The sequence below is a fragment of the Sinorhizobium mexicanum genome (assembly GCF_013488225.1).
Taxonomy (GTDB): Bacteria; Pseudomonadota; Alphaproteobacteria; order Rhizobiales; family Rhizobiaceae; genus Sinorhizobium; species Sinorhizobium mexicanum.
In genome coordinates, this window is record NZ_CP041238.1 from 754693 (window position 1) to 769848 (window position 15156).

Consider the following 15156-nt stretch of genomic DNA (forward strand, 5'->3'; position numbering starts at 1 on the left):
GAAATGAAGAAGAGAGTTCTGACTGTCGACGACTCCCGGACGATCCGGAACATGCTTCTCGTCACGCTCAACAACGCCGGGTTCGAAACGATCCAGGCGGAGGACGGCGTCGAAGGTCTCGAGGTCCTCGAAGAGGCCAATCCCGACGTCATCGTCACGGACATCAACATGCCGCGCCTCGACGGCTTCGGCTTCATCGAGGGCGTGCGCAAGAACGACCGCTACCGCGCCGTGCCGATCCTCGTGCTGACCACGGAGAGCGATGCTGAAAAGAAGAACCGCGCACGGCAGGCAGGTGCCACCGGCTGGATCGTCAAACCGTTCGACCCGACCAAGCTGATCGACGCAATCGAGCGCGTAACGGCCTGAAATCCGAGGACAGCCTCCAATGGATATGAACGAAATCAAAGAGATTTTCTTCCAGGAATGCGAGGAGCAACTCGCGGAACTGGAGTCGGGTCTCCTGAAGCTCAACGACGGTGATCGTGATCCGGAAACGGTCAACGCCGTCTTTCGCGCGGTCCACTCCATCAAGGGGGGCGCCGGCGCGTTCGGGCTGGATGATCTCGTGTCGTTCGCACATGTGTTCGAGACGACGCTCGACTGCGTTCGATCCAACAGGCTGGAGCCCAATCAGGACGTCCTGAAGGTCATGCTGAAGTCGGCGGACGTGCTCGCTGACCTCACCAATGCTGCGCGCGATGGCGGCAGCGTCGATCAGGCCCGCAGCCGTCAACTGATCAAGGAACTCGAGGCGCTGGCGAATGGCGAGCTGCCGCAGGCGTCCCCTGCCGAGCCGGCGCCCAGGGGTGCAGCCCCAACTCCTGCGCCTGTTGTCGCGCCGCCTGTGAACGAGGAAGGCTTCCAGCCCGTTGCCTTTTCCTTCGAAGACTTCGAGGCGGACGAACCGGCCCTGATCGAGGGGACGTGCTACGAGATCGTCTTCAGGCCGAAATCCGAGCTCTATGCCAAGGGCAATGATGCGACGCTACTTCTGCGCGACCTGTCGCGCCTCGGCGAGATGAGCATTCACTGCGATACGGATGGCCTACCGCCGCTCGACCGGATGAATCCGGAAGAGGCCTACTTCTCGTGGAAGATTTCGCTGAAGACGGACAAGGGCGAAGACGCGGTCCGCTCTGTATTCGAATTCGCCGAATGGGATTGCGACCTCGACATAGCGCTGGCCTGCGGCGGCGCGGTCGACGCGAGCGAGGAGCTGCCGATGCAGCCCGTTCCCTTCGATCTCTCGTTGCTGGACGAGGCAGCGGCCGGCTCGGCCGAAGAGGAAGAGCAAATCGCGACCCGCGACCGCGATGCGGCTGTTTCGGCGGCCGAGACGGCGAGCAATGTTTTGCAGATGGCCCAGTCTTCAAACCGGGCGCCGGTGGAGGCTCAGAGGAACGCGGCGGCCGCCCAGCAGGCCGCCTCCGCAGCGACCCCGACCATCCGCGTTGACCTCGATCGCGTCGATCGCCTGATCAACCTCGTCGGCGAACTGGTGATCAACCAGGCGATGCTGTCGCAGAGCGTGATCGAGAACGACACGAACGGCACGTCGTCGATCAACATGGGCCTCGAGGAGCTGCAACAGCTCACCCGCGAGATCCAGGACAGCGTCATGGCGATCCGCGCCCAGCCGGTGAAGCCCGTCTTCCAGCGCATGTCGCGCATCGTCCGCGAAATCGCCGACATGACCGGCAAGTCCGTTCGTCTTGTCACCGAAGGCGAGAATACGGAAGTGGACAAGACGGTCATCGACAAGCTGGCCGAACCGCTGACGCATATGATCCGCAACGCCGTCGACCACGGCCTAGAAACGCCGGAAAAACGACTTGCCGCCGGCAAGAGCGCCGAAGGCACCGTGCGCCTGACGGCCAAGCACCGTTCGGGCCGCATCGTCATCGAGCTTGCCGACGACGGCGCCGGCATCAACCGCGAGAAGGTGCGCCAGAAGGCGATCGACAACGATCTCATCGCCGCCGACGCCAACCTCTCGGACGAGGAAATCGATAACCTGATTTTCCACGCGGGCTTCTCGACTGCCGACAAGATCTCCGACATTTCCGGCCGCGGCGTCGGCATGGATGTCGTCAAGCGCTCGATCCAGGCGCTCGGCGGGCGCATCAACATCTCATCGAAGCCCGGGCAGGGTTCGGTCTTCACGATGAGCCTGCCGCTGACGCTCGCCGTCCTTGACGGCATGGTGGTGACGGTCGCCAATCAGACGCTGGTCGTGCCGCTGACCGCGATCGTCGAAACGCTTCAGCCCGAGGCATCCGCGATCCACAGCTTCGGCGCCAGCCAGCGCCTGATCTCGATCCGCAACTCATTCTGCCCGCTGGTCGATGTCGGCCGTATCCTGAATTTCCGCGCGACGCAGGCCAATCCGGTCGAGGGCGTGGCGCTGCTCGTCGAGTCTGAGGGTGGCGGTCAGCGCGCCCTTATGGTGGATGCGATCCAGGGGCAGCGGCAGGTGGTAATCAAGAGCCTGGAGGCAAATTATACCCATGTTCCAGGGATCGCAGCGGCGACCATCCTCGGCGACGGCCGCGTGGCGCTCATCCTCGACGTCGACGCCATCGTAGCCGCATCGCGCGGACAGTCTCTGAAACCTGAAATGTCGCTTGCTGCAGCCGGATAACAGTCATGACCTATGCTGCAAAAAATCTGACGACTGGCGGCCGGGAGCTCATCGCTTTCCGCGTCGGAGATCAGGAATTCTGCGTGAACATTATGGCCGTCCGCGAAATTCGCGGCTGGACCCCGGCGACCCCGATGCCGCATGCGCCATCCTATGTGCTCGGCGTGATCAATCTGCGCGGCGCAGTGCTGCCGATCGTCGATCTGTCAGCGCGTCTCGGCATGAAGGCCGCGGAGCCGACCGTTCGGCATGTGATCATCGTCGCCCAGGTGAAGAGCCAGATGGTCGGACTCCTGGTCGATGCCGTATCCGACATCCTGACCGTCAGGGACGATGAGATCCAGCCGACGCCGGACATTTCGTCGGAATTCGAGAAGAGCTTTGCCCGAGGCGTATTGGCCATCGAAGGCCGGATGATCTGCCTGATCGAACTCGAAGCGGTCTTCCCCCGGGAAGAAAGGGAGGCGGCATGAGAGCCCAGGCCATTCTCGAACCGAGGCTGTCGCCGGACGAATGTCTTGCAAGCGGTGAGTATCCGCTGACACGCCGCGATCTCAGTGAAATCGCTGCGATGATTTATGCGGACGCCGGCATTTACCTCAACGAATCCAAGGCATCGCTCGTCTATTCGCGGCTTTCGAAGCACATCCGCAATCTCGGGCTCAGGGGTTTTCGCGACTATTGCCAGCTCGTCGCCTCGCCGGCCGGCGCGGCGGCGCGGCGCGACATGCTCTCGCACCTGACGACGAACTTCACCCGCTTCTTCCGCGAAAACCACCACTTCGAACACCTGAAGACGGAGGTCTTGCCCGACCTCATCGCCCGCGCGAGGAATGGTGGGCGCGTTCGCATCTGGTCGGCTGCATGCTCGGATGGTCAGGAGCCCTATTCGATCGCGCTCACGGTTCTGTCGCTGCTGCCGAACGCGGCGGACTATGACTTCCGCATTCTCGCGACGGACATCGACCCGAAGATCCTGGCACTTGCGCGGGCCGGTGCCTATGACGCCACGGCGCTGGAAACGATCGACACCGCGATGCGCAAGCAGTGGTTCAGCGAGGTCAATGTCGGTGGCCGCTTCAAGTGGCAGATCGACGATCGCGTCAAGCGGCTGATCACCTTCAACGAACTGAACCTCATGGCACAATGGCCCGTGAAGGGGCCCTTCGACGTGATCTTCTGCCGCAACGTGGTGATCTATTTCGACGAGCCGACGCAGATGAAGATCTGGTCGCGCTTTGCCGGCGTGCTGAACACCAACGGGCATCTTTATATCGGCCATTCGGAGCGCGTGTCGGGAGACGCCAAGTCGCTGTTCGACAATATCGGCATCACGACCTATCGCCATACCGGCAAGTTTCATGGAGTTCGGGCATGAGTGTTCCCGCACGCGTTCTCGTTGTCGATGACTCGGCCACCATGCGCGGTCTGATCACCGCAGTGCTCAATGCGGATCCGGAGGTCACGGTCGTCGGTCAGGCGGCCGATGCGATCGAGGCGCGCCAGGCGATCAAGCAACTCGATCCCGACGTCGTCACCCTCGACATCGAGATGCCGAACATGAACGGGCTCGAGTTCCTCGACAAGATCATGCGGCTGCGCCCGATGCCGGTCATCATGGTCTCGACCTTGACCCACAAGGGCGCGGAAGCGTCGATCGCTGCGCTCGAGATCGGCGCCTTCGACTGTGTCGGCAAACCGCATCCGGGCGACCCCCATCCCTTCGGCGATCTGGTCGACAAGGTGAAGGCGGCTGCCCGGTCACAGCGAAAACTCATCATCACCGGCAACAAGGCCGCAGCACCCGCCGCGGCAAATGCCAATGCCGCTTCCGAATACAGGGCGGGCCGCAAGATCATCGCCATCGGAGCGTCGACCGGCGGGGTCGAAGCGCTGATCACGGTGTTGCAGAAGTTTCCGCCCAATTGCCCGCCGACGGTGATCACCCAGCATATGCCGCACACTTTCACCAGGAGCTTTGCGGAGCGGCTCAATCGCCTTTGCGCGCCGACGGTGCAGGAGGCGACCGATGGCGCCCGCCTCGAGATCGGCAAGATCTACCTGGCACCGGGCGGCGAACGCCACCTTCAGGTGGCCAATGCCGCCGCGCCTTGCTGCCGGCTGGTCGAACGCGCCCCTGTCAACGGCCATCGCCCCTCGGTCGATATGTTGTTCGATTCGGTTGCCGAGCTCGCAGGCCGCAATGCGATCGGTGTCATCCTGACCGGAATGGGCCGCGACGGCGCGTCCGGTCTCCTCAAGATGCGCCATGCCGGAGCACGCACCTTCGGACAAAACGAAAAGACTTGTGTCGTCTACGGCATGCCTAGAGTTGCCTATGAATTGGGTGCTGTCGAAACGCAGCTCCCCCTCGGATCGATCGGGGAGGAGATCCTGAAGACCGCAGCAGCCCGAAAAGAAGGAAGCGAATAATGTCCATCGCCGAAAAAATAAAAGTTCTGATCGTCGACGATCAGGTCACCAGTCGCCTGCTCCTCGGCGACGCCCTGCAGCAGCTCGGTTTCAAGCAGATCACTGCAGCCGGCGACGGGGAGCAGGGCATGAAGATCATGGCCCAGAACCCGCACCATCTGGTTATCTCGGATTTCAACATGCCGAAGATGGACGGACTGGGGCTGTTGCAGGCCGTCCGGTCGAACCCGGCGACGAAAAAGGCGGCCTTCATTATCCTGACCGCCCAGGGCGATCGCGCGCTGGTGCAGAAGGCAGCAGCCCTCGGTGCCAACAACGTGCTTGCCAAGCCTTTCACGATTGAAAAGATGAAGGCTGCAATCGAGGCAGTGTTCGGGGCACTGAAATGACGACCGCGGCTGCTGCCGGCAGGCGCGTTCACGTCATCCAGGGCGAGTTCAAGGTCGTCAACGATCCGAATATCGTTCTTTCGACCATCCTCGGTTCCTGCGTGGCCGCTTGCCTGCGCGATCCGGTGATCGGTGTCGGCGGCATGAATCATTTCCTCTTGCCCGGCTCCGCGACAAACTCCGGCAGCGATGCCACGCGCTATGGCGTGCACCTGATGGAACTCCTGATCAACGGCCTGTTGAAGCAGGGAGCCCGTCGCGACCGCTTGGAAGCGAAGATCTTCGGCGGCGCCAAGACGATTGCAAGGTTCTCCAATGTCGGTGAGCAGAATGCCGCGTTTGCGCGCCAGTTCCTGCTGGACGAAGGGATCCGCATCGTCGGAGAGAGCACGGGAGGGGAACACGGTCGCAAGCTGGAATATTGGCCATCGTCCGGGCGTGCCCGCCAATATGCTTTGACGGGCGTCGAAGCGCAGCAGGCGATCCAGTTGGATCAGCGGCCCATGCCCGTGCCGAAGCCGGTGGAAAGCTCGATCGAATTCTTTTGATCGTGCTTGCCCTCGGGCCGGCAGAGAGAAACGCACTTCCGAATTCGCAGACGACGTGAGAACTGACTATGCAGATTGACCATCAGAGCCATACGCCTCACGCCGAAGAATCGTTGCCCGGTGTGCTGACGCGCATCGTCACCGAGCTCCATGACGTCGCCTATCTCATCGAGCGCATCGAGCCGCAGCTTTACGGCAATTGCGGCGTGGGCGCGGCGGACGAGTCCGAGCAAATGATGGTGCTTCAGGGGCTTGATCTCGCCGTACAGAAGACGCGGGGGCTGGCCGAGTTTATCGATACGATCACGGCATCCATCCCCGACACCTGGCTGGTCGACGTTACGACTGCGGTCAACCTGATCAAGCTTGCCGATATGAAGAAGGCATTGAGCAATGGCATGCTGCGCTATGGCCACTCGCAGCCGTTGACGAAAGCCTCCGGCGACTTCGAGGCATTCTGACCCGTAGCCGGCAGTTTCCGCTACATGCCTGAGAAACAACCACGAGGTTGTTTTAGCCGACGCAACGTGGCCTGACCAAGTTCGCGCAAGTTTCGCTGCCTAGCTTCGCATCCGGGGCTGGTAGATTCGCGCGTATTGGACATCGGCTGAGCGCAAGCCGATACCCAGCGAACCCGAATGTTGGATCTGCGCATGGCGTGGGCCGGATGACCGGCTGACCGTCTTGCGATACTGGGTGCGGAAACAGAATGAATCTGTTCGATCAATTCTCGACGTTCACGAAAAACCTCGGCAGTCTGGGGCAAAGCAAACTGATCGCGCTCGCCGTGGCCGGTATCGTTGCGGTCGGCTTCGTCCTTGCCGCCGGCATTTACGTCAACAGGCCTTCTTATGAGACGCTCTATGTAGGCCTTGAGCGCAGCGATGTGACCCAGATCAGCATTGCGCTCGCCGAGGCGAATATCGATTTCGATGTCGGGTCCGATGGCGGTAGCATCCAGGTTCCGGTCGGCATGACCGGTAAGGCCCGCCTGTTGCTTGCCGAACGCGGGCTTCCCAGCAGCGCCAATGCCGGCTACGAACTCTTCGACAATGTCGGCTCGCTTGGCCTCACGTCTTTCATGCAGGAAGTCACGCGCGTTCGTGCGCTTGAAGGCGAAATTGCCCGCACCATCCAGCAGATTTCTGGCATTGCCGCCGCACGCGTGCATATTGTGATGCCGGAGCGCGGAAGCTTCCGCAAGGCCGACCAGACGCCGACGGCATCGGTCATGATCCGCGCGAGCGCCACCGTTGGCCGCAGTGCGGCAGCCTCGATCCGCCATCTCGTCGCATCCTCCGTGCCGGGACTTGATGTTGACGACGTTACCATTCTGGACTCCACCGGACAGCTTCTCGCCTCCGGGGATGACCCGGCCAACAGCGCGCTGAACCAGTCGCTCGGCGTCGTCCAGAATGTCCAGACCGATCTTGAAAAGAAGATCGACAATGCGCTTGCGCCGTTCCTCGGCATGGACAATTTCCGCACGAGCGTGACGGCGGCGCTCAACACCGATGCGCAGCAGATCCAGGAAACCGTCTTCGACCCCGAGTCGCGTGTCGAGCGCTCGACCCGCGTGACCAAGGAAGAGCAGAAGTCCAGCCAGCAACAGCCGGACAATGCCGCAACCGTGCAGCAGAATGTGCCCCAGGCCGCACCGCGCGGCGGCGCCGGTCCGCAGTCCAGCGACGAGGCGGCAAAGAAGGAAGAACAGACCAACTACGAGATCAACAGCAAGACGATCGCCACCGTCAAGAACAGCTATTCGATCGAGCGGCTGTCGATCGCCGTCGTCGTCAACCGCGGTCGTCTCGCGGCAATGGTGGGAGAACCGGCTGATCAGGCGAAGATCGACGCCTATCTGCAGGAGATGCAGAAGATCGTCTCGTCCGCCGCGGGCGTCGACGCCAACCGCGGTGACGTCGTCACGCTGAACGCGATGGATTTCGTCGAGACGCAGCTGTTGGACCAGCCGGTGTCCGGCCCGGGCGTCATGGAAATGCTGACGCGCAATCTCGGCGGCATCATCAACTCGCTTGCCTTCGTCGCGGTCGCCTTCCTGGTTGTCTGGATGGGGATGCGGCCGCTCGCCCGCCAGATGGGTTTCGGCGGCAAGGCGGGCCAGCTGGAAGGCGAGGCGGCCGGTCTCGAACTGCCCGACTTCTCGCCGGTCGGCGCCGGTGCCGGGGGTGCGCTTATGGAAGGCTTCGGCGCGGACTTCGGTTTCGACAGCACCGACGACCTGCTCAACCTCGGCGAGGAGGGCAACTTCAACCGGCGCGTCAAGGAAGGACCGGAACGGCGACTCGCCCGCATGGTGGAGATCAGCGAGGAGCGCGCCGCGAAGATCCTGCGCAAATGGGCCCTCGACCGCGCCGCCTGACGAACATTCGGCAAGGCAGCAGACACTTTGCAGAAAGGTCCCGCCCGAGTGGCGGGATTTTTTAGTGCGGCCGGATCAGTTCGGCTTGCGCGACGCCCCAGAAATCCTGAACGCGAATCGAGGCTATCGTTGAAATATTGGTTGAGTCCGGCGTGTATTGGCGACCGGGTCGGGACTCGACATCAAGAATCCGCCGCCGCCCTCGGAGTCTCGGCCGCAATGTCCGGTATGAAAATTAACAATAAAGCAACCTTTGTAGATTCGGAGCCGCGATCCATGCCTCGCCTGGCGGTGCATCTACTGATCAGTTCTATGTCCGGTGCTAAGTTTCGGCAAATATAGTTTGAAATATTCCAAATAAAATCGAAAAGAGGCTGACTTTTATTCATGAAGCTCCTACGCGCAGACTGTGTCGGAATTGGTGCATTTTGGCAACAGGGGCTGCGGTAAAGTAAATTTCGCTTTTATTTCGTTGGCAGCGTATAGTTAAAAAAGCGGGCATGAGCGCGGCAAAAATCGCGCTCATGCGCAAGTTCAGACGCGCTCTCGTTATGTGTCGAGGAAACGAAATTGCGTAGAAAAATGTTGGATATCAATGCGGTATATTTAATGAGGCTTTTCGGTTCGCCTCTTGCCTGATCGGTCGCGGACCAGGTAATCGCAAATGATTTCATCGATCATCGCTGAAGTAAACGGCCAGAGGACGCCAGTGGTTTTTCCGCAGACGCGATGTACAGTTTAGGAACTGATTCGCGTCCTGATTTGCGGATGGCGGTGAATATCGGTTCCGGCCGGGCTGTCGGCGGCGATAACAAGCGCATGTTCAGGGCGTCGAATTCGGCACGGGGGCTGAGGCTATGGACATTTCGCAGGCAGGGGTCGTTTGGCCTTTGCAGACGGCTGCGCCGCATAAAAGCGGGCGCGAGATTTCAAGGGAACAATTGATCCGGCGACTCGCTGAAACCGCCGAGCGCGGGGGTTTTGCAAACGCACTTGCGGCACTGACCGATTACGTTGGTGCCACCCACTATCTGCTTGCACGCCACGAGCTTTCCCAGGACGGCGGGCTTGATAGCGTCGTCTGCTCCGATTGGCCGTTCGATGTCGTGCGGCGGTTGGCGGGAATCGTTGTCGACCTCAACGCCAAGACGACCGAACTGGAGAAGTGCCTCGCGGTCCTGCAGCCGTGCTTTCACACGATGCCGGATGACATAGACCTGCCTCGCGGGGTGAGCCGGGAATATTGCGCCGTTGTTTTCAACGTCGGACGAACGCGGTTCTCGCTGATGCTCCTGTTCCCGGCGGACGTGATCCTGTCGCAGGCGGGGCTGCGTGATATCGCGTTGCTTGCCGCCTATGTCGCAAGCCTCAAGACCAGCGTAGATGCACGGCACGAGCGCGAATGCGACTTGACCGAACGCGAAATCGAATGCCTGTTCTGGATCGCCGAAGGCAAGACGAGCGAGGAGATCGCCGTCATTCTCGGCATATCCCGCAATACCATCAATAATTACATCACCAGCGTGATGCGAAAGACTGCGACGCGAACGAGGTCGGAAGCGATCGCCCACGCCGTTCGCAACAATCTGGTTTAAGGGAGGCACCGATGGTTCATTTCGTCACAGGCGGTCGTCCCGACGACGATGGCCGACTGGGCAGGAATGGGCGGGCTGCGCGCGCGGCAACCCTGGTGACACGGCTGCAGGCGATGCAGCGGCGGATCAATGCGAAGAATTTCGCTGTTCTGCGCGTCAACGGCAGAGGCACGCCTGCGGCGCGCAAGCTAACCTGCGTCCTTCACAACTGGGGTGCCGCGTGCGAGGCGAACGCCCGCGATCTCATAGGCGTCTATGGCGAGGAGTTGCTTGCACATCTCGATCGCTCCCTGCTGCCGGTCCTGTGGGATGGCCTGGGCGAGCATCAGGCCGCCGAAGTCGCCGATTTCCGTCCGTTCGCGCAGCGGCTGGCGGGACGAAAACTCGCCTATTCCGGGATCGCCTTCCCGGTCCGACTCGGCGCTCAGGGCAACGGCTATGTCGTCTTCACCGGCAGCTATATCGATGCGTCCAGCGAGCAGGTCGTCGATCTGCATGCGCAGAGCTGCCACATCATGACGGATATGCTCGCCGCAGACGAAAGGCGACTGTTTCAGGCGGAGGCGCTCAGCGATCGCGAGATCGCTTGCCTGCAGATGGCCGGCGACGGGCACATCAGCGAGGAAATCGCCGAGAAGATGGGTCTCTCCGTGCACACGGTCAATGCCTATCTCGGGGCGGCAACGACGAAGCTAGACTCCGTCAATCGCATCCAGGCGATCGCTAAGGCGATACGCCTCGGCTATATCAGTTGACGACTTTTGTCGCGGTGGCCCCTCGGTCCTAGCTCGCGAGTGGAAGGGCGTAGGATTTGACGAATTTCGCCTCTTCCAGGCTTTTCGCGAGGAAGGCGGTGTTTTCGTCCGGATCCGCGGACGGGTGCTGGAAGCTGATATGGCTGATCTCGACCCCGGCGGTGTCGTTGCCGAGAGTCAGCCGCGCATAGACCGTAATGCCACGCGGCTTCAGTTCTAGGTCGAGAACGATCTCGGGGTTGCTGTCCCAATCCAGATTATAGTTGCCGCCGAGACCGAAATTCACCGTGCCCGGCAGGAAGTAGAGCTCGGCGGCAGACTCCACGAGGTCGGCGAGGCTCGCATGTGACTCGAACCGTAAGAGCGCGATGAAGTCCGCAGCGTCGACCAGACGCAGTTCCGTCGCCACCGGACGGATTGCTTCCGCCACTATCTGCTCGCGTTTTTCGGAGAATTCGCACTTTTTCATCGAGATCACGTCACCCGTTTTTGTTGCGGCTGAGCTGCGTAAACCCGGTGAATGAGTTCGGCGACTGCCTTGTAAAACACCGGTGGAATCACACTATCCACCGAGACTTGTGCAAACATGGAGCGCGCGAGCGGCGGATCCTCGAAGACCGGAATGCCGTTTTTCTCGGCAAGTTCGCGGATCTTGAGCGCGACCAGGTCCTGGCCCATGGCGACCACGACCGGCGCATCGTTCTCTTCACGAACGTAGCGCAGGGCGACGGCATAGTGCGTCGGGTTGGCGATCACCAGCGTGGCGCGCGGCACCGAGGAAATCATGCGCTTGCGCGCCCGGTCGCGCTGGATCGAGCGCAACCGCGACTTGACGATCGGATCGCCTTGGGACTGCTTGAGTTCCTCCTTTACCTCCTGCTTCGTCATCATGAGTTCCGTGTACCAGTGATGCCGCGTCCAGAAGAGGTCGCCGATGGCAAGCACGGCCGTCGCCAGCAGGACGACGATCATGATCTGCTTGAGGTCGGACGTCATCGCCGTGAAAATCGTCACCGGATCGGAGAACATCAGATCGAGCGTGGCGAAATAGTCGTTCCACAAAACAAGGACGACGACGGTCGAAACGACGACGATCTTGAACAGGGACTTGCCGAATTCGACCAGCCCTTGCACGCCGTAGATGCGCTTGAAGCCGGCTGCTGGCGATATGCGGTTCATCTTCGGCTGAATGCGGTCGAGGACCGGACGGGGGAGATTCTGGAAGATCGACGATCCGACACCGAAGATGATGAGCAGCACGAAGATCGGGACGAGCAGCGCCCCGGATTTCATGACGATGTGCGAGATCAGCGCGACGACGTCGGTCGAGGTGTCCAGCCGCCAGGCTTCCGGCTGCTCGAAAATGTCCTTGAGAGCCTCGGCGACACTGGCCGCACCGTCCGACAGAAAGAAGACGACGAAGATGTAGATCGCGAGCGTCGAGGCGAACACCGTCACCTCGCGGGAAAATGGGACATTACCCTTGTCGGCGGCATCGGAGAGCTTCTTCTCCGATGGCGCCTCGGTCTTGCTGTCTTTGTCCTGATCTTCCGACATGAAACAGGAAGCTCCCGGCGATTGCCCGATCGAACGTCATCCGATCAGGCAAGCCTGCGGCAACGCTCTCCCGCTGTCGTGAACCTGGAATTTCTGACGCGCAAGGGTCTGGCGCAGCCGGCAGGGCCGGGTCAACAGGAATTATGGAGTCGCGGCGGGCCTCAGGCGGCCGCCGCTTCCTTGTCCTTGAGCTCCAGCTGTCCGCCGGCGGCAAGGCGGATCGCTTCCTGGGTGATCGACCGTCTGGCGATCGCGATGTCGCGGGGGTTGATGCCGGCGTCGCCGACCGCCAGATCCGATTCGATCATGCGGCGCTGGCGGGCGCCGATCGACGCGAGAACCGATTCGCGCAGGTCCGGCGCCGAGCCGCGAAGCGCCATCGTGATGATGTCGGTGGACACGTCGTTGAACAACTGCACGCGGCTTCGCTGCGGCATGAAGAGGATGTCGTCGAAGAGGAAGATCTTCGGCCGGACCTTTTTGGCCGAGTCGGTGTTGATCGTCTCGAGCGACGCGAGCAGCGTGTCCACCTGTCCCTTTTCGAGTTCGTTCATGACCTCGGCGATCTTGGCCGGTCCGGGCGAGTTGCGCTCGGCTTCCATCTCGTCGATCATTTCCATCACGCGCGCCTCGATGATGGCGGCCGCCTTCGGGCTGACATTCTTTATGTTGACGGCGCGGTTGAGGATATCAGGCCGTTGTGTTTCCGAAAGCTGCAACAGCACCTTGGCGCCGAAGCTTGAGGGCATCATCGACAGGACGTACGCGATCGTCTGCGGGTGTTCCTTGGCAAGCGCCTGGGCAACGAGGACCGGATCGCATTCCTGCAAACGATCCCAGATATTTGCTTCGTAGGACTGGAAGGTGGCGCGGCGGCCGAGCAGGCCGTCGACCTCGTCGGGGGTCAGCCCTTCTTCGAGGATGCTTTCGATCGCCCGGGCATTGTCCATCAGGCCCGCACCTTCGGTGAAGAGATCCTCGAACTCGTTGACGAGCGCTTCGAGTTCGTGGGGCGGGATGGCGCGCAGTGATTGCGCCGCGGCGATGATCGCCTGGAGCTCGCTCTGGGTGAAGAACTTCAAGAGCTTCCCGGCCACGGACTTGCCCATGGCAAGCAACACGGCGGCCGCCTTGTCTGTCTGGCTCAGCGGATGTGCCGGCGTTTGTGCCCCGAAACTTTCGAAATCCATCATGGATTTATCCCTCGCCCATTCATTGGGCCTATGTGTTCTTGCTGCCCTTGATCTCGATGAGCTTGACGCCGAAACGGGTTACGTCGCCCTCGAGTACGGTAATTTCGCCGCGGCCGATCACCCGGCCATTGACCATGATCTCGACCGGCTCCCCGATCTTGCGGTCGAGCGCGATCGTTGCGCCTTCGGCCAGGCCCATGAGCCCGGAAACCTGCATCCGGCTGGTGCCGAGCACGATCTGAACATCGATCGGAATGTCCATGATCAGATCGAGATTGGCCGTCATGCCGCTACCCGGCGCGGATTCGATTGCCGGCTCGGCAGCATCGAAGCTGCCGCCGCCGAAAGCGCTGCCGGCGTCGAAGGCGCCGTTCAATCCAGCGTCGGCGAAATCGCCACCGAAGCTGTCCGCCCCGAAGTCGCCACCGAATGCGCCACCGAATGCGCTTGAGCTGTCGGTCGTGCCACCAAAGTCGCCGCCGAATTCTGTTGCCATGTCCAGCGCGCCGGTGGAGGCGAAGTCGGCGCCAAATTCCGCCGCCTGGTCGCCATCCTTCTTGAGAACGCCGCGCAGGTCGTCGATCGCCTGGTCGAGCTCCGTGTCTTCGACGGCGAAGGCGGCCTGTTCTTGGATGGGTGCTGCTTTCTTGGGTGCCATGTGCGAATTATTCCAGTTGAAGCTTGCCTCAGGCATTCTACCGAGGCGGGCTGTTAGCTCATGATGTGGCGAAGAATGTCCTGTTCGGAGCCGTGCGTATCCTTGACCCGGACCGTGTATTTCGCGCCCGACCGCCCGAACTCGCAGACATAGAGCTCGCGTCCGTTGGCGTTTACGTCGACGCGAACGTCCTGGCCGTCATGAAACGGGATCACGGCCCCCGGCTGCAGGCGGCTGATCGTGTCGAGTGTCAGGCTTTCCAGCCGGATGCGTGCCTCGAGCGTTACGGCCGAACGGCGAACCTGTTCCTCGAGCTGCTCCGTCCATTCCGTCTTGCCCTTATCAGCGCCGCCGGCACCCTTGGGTGGGACGATCTGTGTCTTGATGAGAACGCTTTGGGGAACGATCACCGAAAAGGTCGAGAGCACCGGGCCAAGGCCGATCGTCATATCGATGGAGGCGGCGTAAACGTCCTCCATTGCCGGATCGGGTTTGGGGCGTGTTTGGCTGTTGTACGGACGGCCCACGACAGGCTCGAAGCCATCCGGCGCGTTCACCGCTCCGCGCAGCACATCGGCGATCTTGTCGAAGATCGGCACCGCGACGTCGATCTCGATCTGCGACATCGACCGGGGCTGCGGTTCTCCGATGCTCGTAGGCTCGGCGCCGAGCAGGGCTTCGACGAGGGTGATGAGGACCGGGCTGTCACATCCGATCTGGAAATCTTGGCACCAGTTGCGCAGCGAAGCGTCGGTTAGCAGCACGCCGTCTCCAAGGCCGGCAATGAGCTCGTTCCGGAGACCGGTCTTGAAACCGGCATAGCCGATTGCAATGTCGTGACCGGTCTCGGCCCTATAAATGCCCGGAAGCATTTCGCCGAAGACCTGGCCGAGTTCGAGCGCGGTCCGGCCGATGGTCTTGTCGTCGCCGAGCGCGCCGATCATGCGCGCAAGCAGCCTCTTGTCGAATGCGTAGACGTTCGATGCCGTGCTCGGATTCAT

General features: G+C 61.3%; 16 protein-coding genes. 11 read left to right on the forward strand and 5 right to left on the reverse strand.

Annotation, left to right across the window (positions count from 1 at the left end; genetic code table 11):
• Positions 1–3: 3 nt before the first annotated feature.
• The 11 genes from FKV68_RS03505 (at position 4) to visR (ending at position 10747) form a co-directional block, all read left to right on the forward strand.
• Entirely contained in the window at positions 4–369 is a 366-nt protein-coding gene (locus tag FKV68_RS03505) for a response regulator (protein WP_065784641.1), read from the forward strand.
• Positions 370–388: 19 nt separating this feature from the next.
• Entirely contained in the window at positions 389–2644 is a 2256-nt protein-coding gene (locus FKV68_RS03510) for a chemotaxis protein CheA (RefSeq protein ID WP_180940155.1), read from the forward strand.
• Positions 2645–2649: 5 nt separating this feature from the next.
• Complete coding sequence (locus tag FKV68_RS03515; RefSeq protein ID WP_180940156.1) at positions 2650–3117, forward strand: chemotaxis protein CheW; 468 nt, start codon at positions 2650–2652, stop codon at positions 3115–3117.
• Positions 3114–4022, forward strand: coding sequence for a protein-glutamate O-methyltransferase (locus FKV68_RS03520; RefSeq protein WP_180940157.1), 909 nt, complete (start codon positions 3114–3116; stop codon positions 4020–4022). Before FKV68_RS03515 ends, FKV68_RS03520 begins: the two co-directional genes overlap by 4 nt.
• The gene (gene cheB / locus FKV68_RS03525) at positions 4019–5077 is read left to right on the forward strand and encodes a protein-glutamate O-methylesterase CheB (protein ID WP_180940158.1); all 1059 of its coding nucleotides are present in this window, start codon (positions 4019–4021) and stop codon (positions 5075–5077) included. Before FKV68_RS03520 ends, cheB begins: the two co-directional genes overlap by 4 nt.
• Positions 5077–5466 carry a response regulator gene (locus FKV68_RS03530; protein WP_025425902.1) on the forward strand — a complete coding sequence of 130 codons (390 nt, stop codon included), beginning with the start codon at positions 5077–5079 and terminating at the stop codon, positions 5464–5466. The genes cheB and FKV68_RS03530 overlap by 1 nt, the downstream gene beginning before the upstream one ends.
• Positions 5463–6014 (forward strand): chemoreceptor glutamine deamidase CheD, encoded by a 552-nt coding sequence (gene cheD, locus FKV68_RS03535; protein ID WP_180940159.1) that lies wholly within the window; start codon positions 5463–5465, stop codon positions 6012–6014. Before FKV68_RS03530 ends, cheD begins: the two co-directional genes overlap by 4 nt.
• A 68-nt stretch (positions 6015–6082) precedes the next feature.
• Positions 6083–6475 (forward strand): chemotaxis protein CheT, encoded by a 393-nt coding sequence (gene cheT, locus FKV68_RS03540; protein WP_180940160.1) that lies wholly within the window; start codon positions 6083–6085, stop codon positions 6473–6475.
• A gap of 248 nt (positions 6476–6723) precedes the next feature.
• Complete coding sequence (fliF, locus tag FKV68_RS03545; protein WP_180940161.1) at positions 6724–8397, forward strand: flagellar basal-body MS-ring/collar protein FliF; 1674 nt, start codon at positions 6724–6726, stop codon at positions 8395–8397.
• 857 nt (positions 8398–9254) lie between these two features.
• Positions 9255–9992 carry a transcriptional regulator VisN gene (gene visN / locus FKV68_RS03550; RefSeq protein ID WP_180940162.1) on the forward strand — a complete coding sequence of 246 codons (738 nt, stop codon included), beginning with the start codon at positions 9255–9257 and terminating at the stop codon, positions 9990–9992.
• 11 nt (positions 9993–10003) lie between these two features.
• On the forward strand, positions 10004–10747 hold the full coding sequence (gene visR / locus FKV68_RS03555; protein WP_180940163.1) for a transcriptional regulator VisR: 744 nt from the start codon (positions 10004–10006) through the stop codon (positions 10745–10747).
• 28 nt (positions 10748–10775) lie between these two features.
• Here the strand turns inward: visR and FKV68_RS03560 are convergent, their stop codons facing one another.
• The 5 genes from FKV68_RS03560 to FKV68_RS03580 all read right to left on the reverse strand — a co-directional run bounded on the left by FKV68_RS03560 (position 10776) and on the right by FKV68_RS03580 (position 15156).
• On the reverse strand, positions 10776–11222 hold the full coding sequence (locus FKV68_RS03560; RefSeq protein ID WP_180941395.1) for a hypothetical protein: 447 nt from the start codon (positions 11220–11222) through the stop codon (positions 10776–10778).
• Positions 11222–12304, reverse strand: a complete 1083-nt coding sequence (flhB, locus tag FKV68_RS03565; protein ID WP_180940164.1) for a flagellar biosynthesis protein FlhB — start codon at positions 12302–12304, stop codon at positions 11222–11224. Before flhB ends, FKV68_RS03560 begins: the two co-directional genes overlap by 1 nt.
• Positions 12305–12465: 161 nt before the next feature.
• On the reverse strand, positions 12466–13497 hold the full coding sequence (gene fliG / locus FKV68_RS03570; RefSeq protein WP_180940165.1) for a flagellar motor switch protein FliG: 1032 nt from the start codon (positions 13495–13497) through the stop codon (positions 12466–12468).
• Between the two features lie 28 nt (positions 13498–13525).
• A complete protein-coding gene (fliN, locus tag FKV68_RS03575; RefSeq protein WP_180940166.1) occupies positions 13526–14155 on the reverse strand; it encodes a flagellar motor switch protein FliN in 630 nt (209 codons plus the stop codon).
• Positions 14156–14208: 53 nt separating this feature from the next.
• Positions 14209–15156 carry a FliM/FliN family flagellar motor switch protein gene (locus FKV68_RS03580; protein WP_180940167.1) on the reverse strand — a complete coding sequence of 316 codons (948 nt, stop codon included), beginning with the start codon at positions 15154–15156 and terminating at the stop codon, positions 14209–14211.

Bases quoted from the DNA above. Each gene is read 5' to 3' on its own strand.
- FKV68_RS03505 (WP_065784641.1), top strand. From the start codon at position 4: ATGAAGAAGAGAGTTCTGACTGTCGACGACTCCCGGACGATCCGGAAC.
- FKV68_RS03510 (WP_180940155.1), top strand. From the start codon at position 389: ATGGATATGAACGAAATCAAAGAGATTTTCTTCCAGGAATGCGAGGAG.
- FKV68_RS03515 (WP_180940156.1), top strand. From the start codon at position 2,650: ATGACCTATGCTGCAAAAAATCTGACGACTGGCGGCCGGGAGCTCATC.
- FKV68_RS03520 (WP_180940157.1), top strand. From the start codon at position 3,114: ATGAGAGCCCAGGCCATTCTCGAACCGAGGCTGTCGCCGGACGAATGT.
- cheB (WP_180940158.1), top strand. From the start codon at position 4,019: ATGAGTGTTCCCGCACGCGTTCTCGTTGTCGATGACTCGGCCACCATG.
- FKV68_RS03530 (WP_025425902.1), top strand. From the start codon at position 5,077: ATGTCCATCGCCGAAAAAATAAAAGTTCTGATCGTCGACGATCAGGTC.
- cheD (WP_180940159.1), top strand. From the start codon at position 5,463: ATGACGACCGCGGCTGCTGCCGGCAGGCGCGTTCACGTCATCCAGGGC.
- cheT (WP_180940160.1), top strand. From the start codon at position 6,083: ATGCAGATTGACCATCAGAGCCATACGCCTCACGCCGAAGAATCGTTG.
- fliF (WP_180940161.1), top strand. From the start codon at position 6,724: ATGAATCTGTTCGATCAATTCTCGACGTTCACGAAAAACCTCGGCAGT.
- visN (WP_180940162.1), top strand. From the start codon at position 9,255: ATGGACATTTCGCAGGCAGGGGTCGTTTGGCCTTTGCAGACGGCTGCG.
- visR (WP_180940163.1), top strand. From the start codon at position 10,004: ATGGTTCATTTCGTCACAGGCGGTCGTCCCGACGACGATGGCCGACTG.
- flhB (WP_180940164.1), bottom strand. From the start codon at position 12,304: ATGTCGGAAGATCAGGACAAAGACAGCAAGACCGAGGCGCCATCGGAG.
- fliG (WP_180940165.1), bottom strand. From the start codon at position 13,497: ATGATGGATTTCGAAAGTTTCGGGGCACAAACGCCGGCACATCCGCTG.
- fliN (WP_180940166.1), bottom strand. From the start codon at position 14,155: ATGGCACCCAAGAAAGCAGCACCCATCCAAGAACAGGCCGCCTTCGCC.
- FKV68_RS03580 (WP_180940167.1), bottom strand. From the start codon at position 15,156: ATGAATCCGAGCACGGCATCGAACGTCTACGCATTCGACAAGAGGCTG.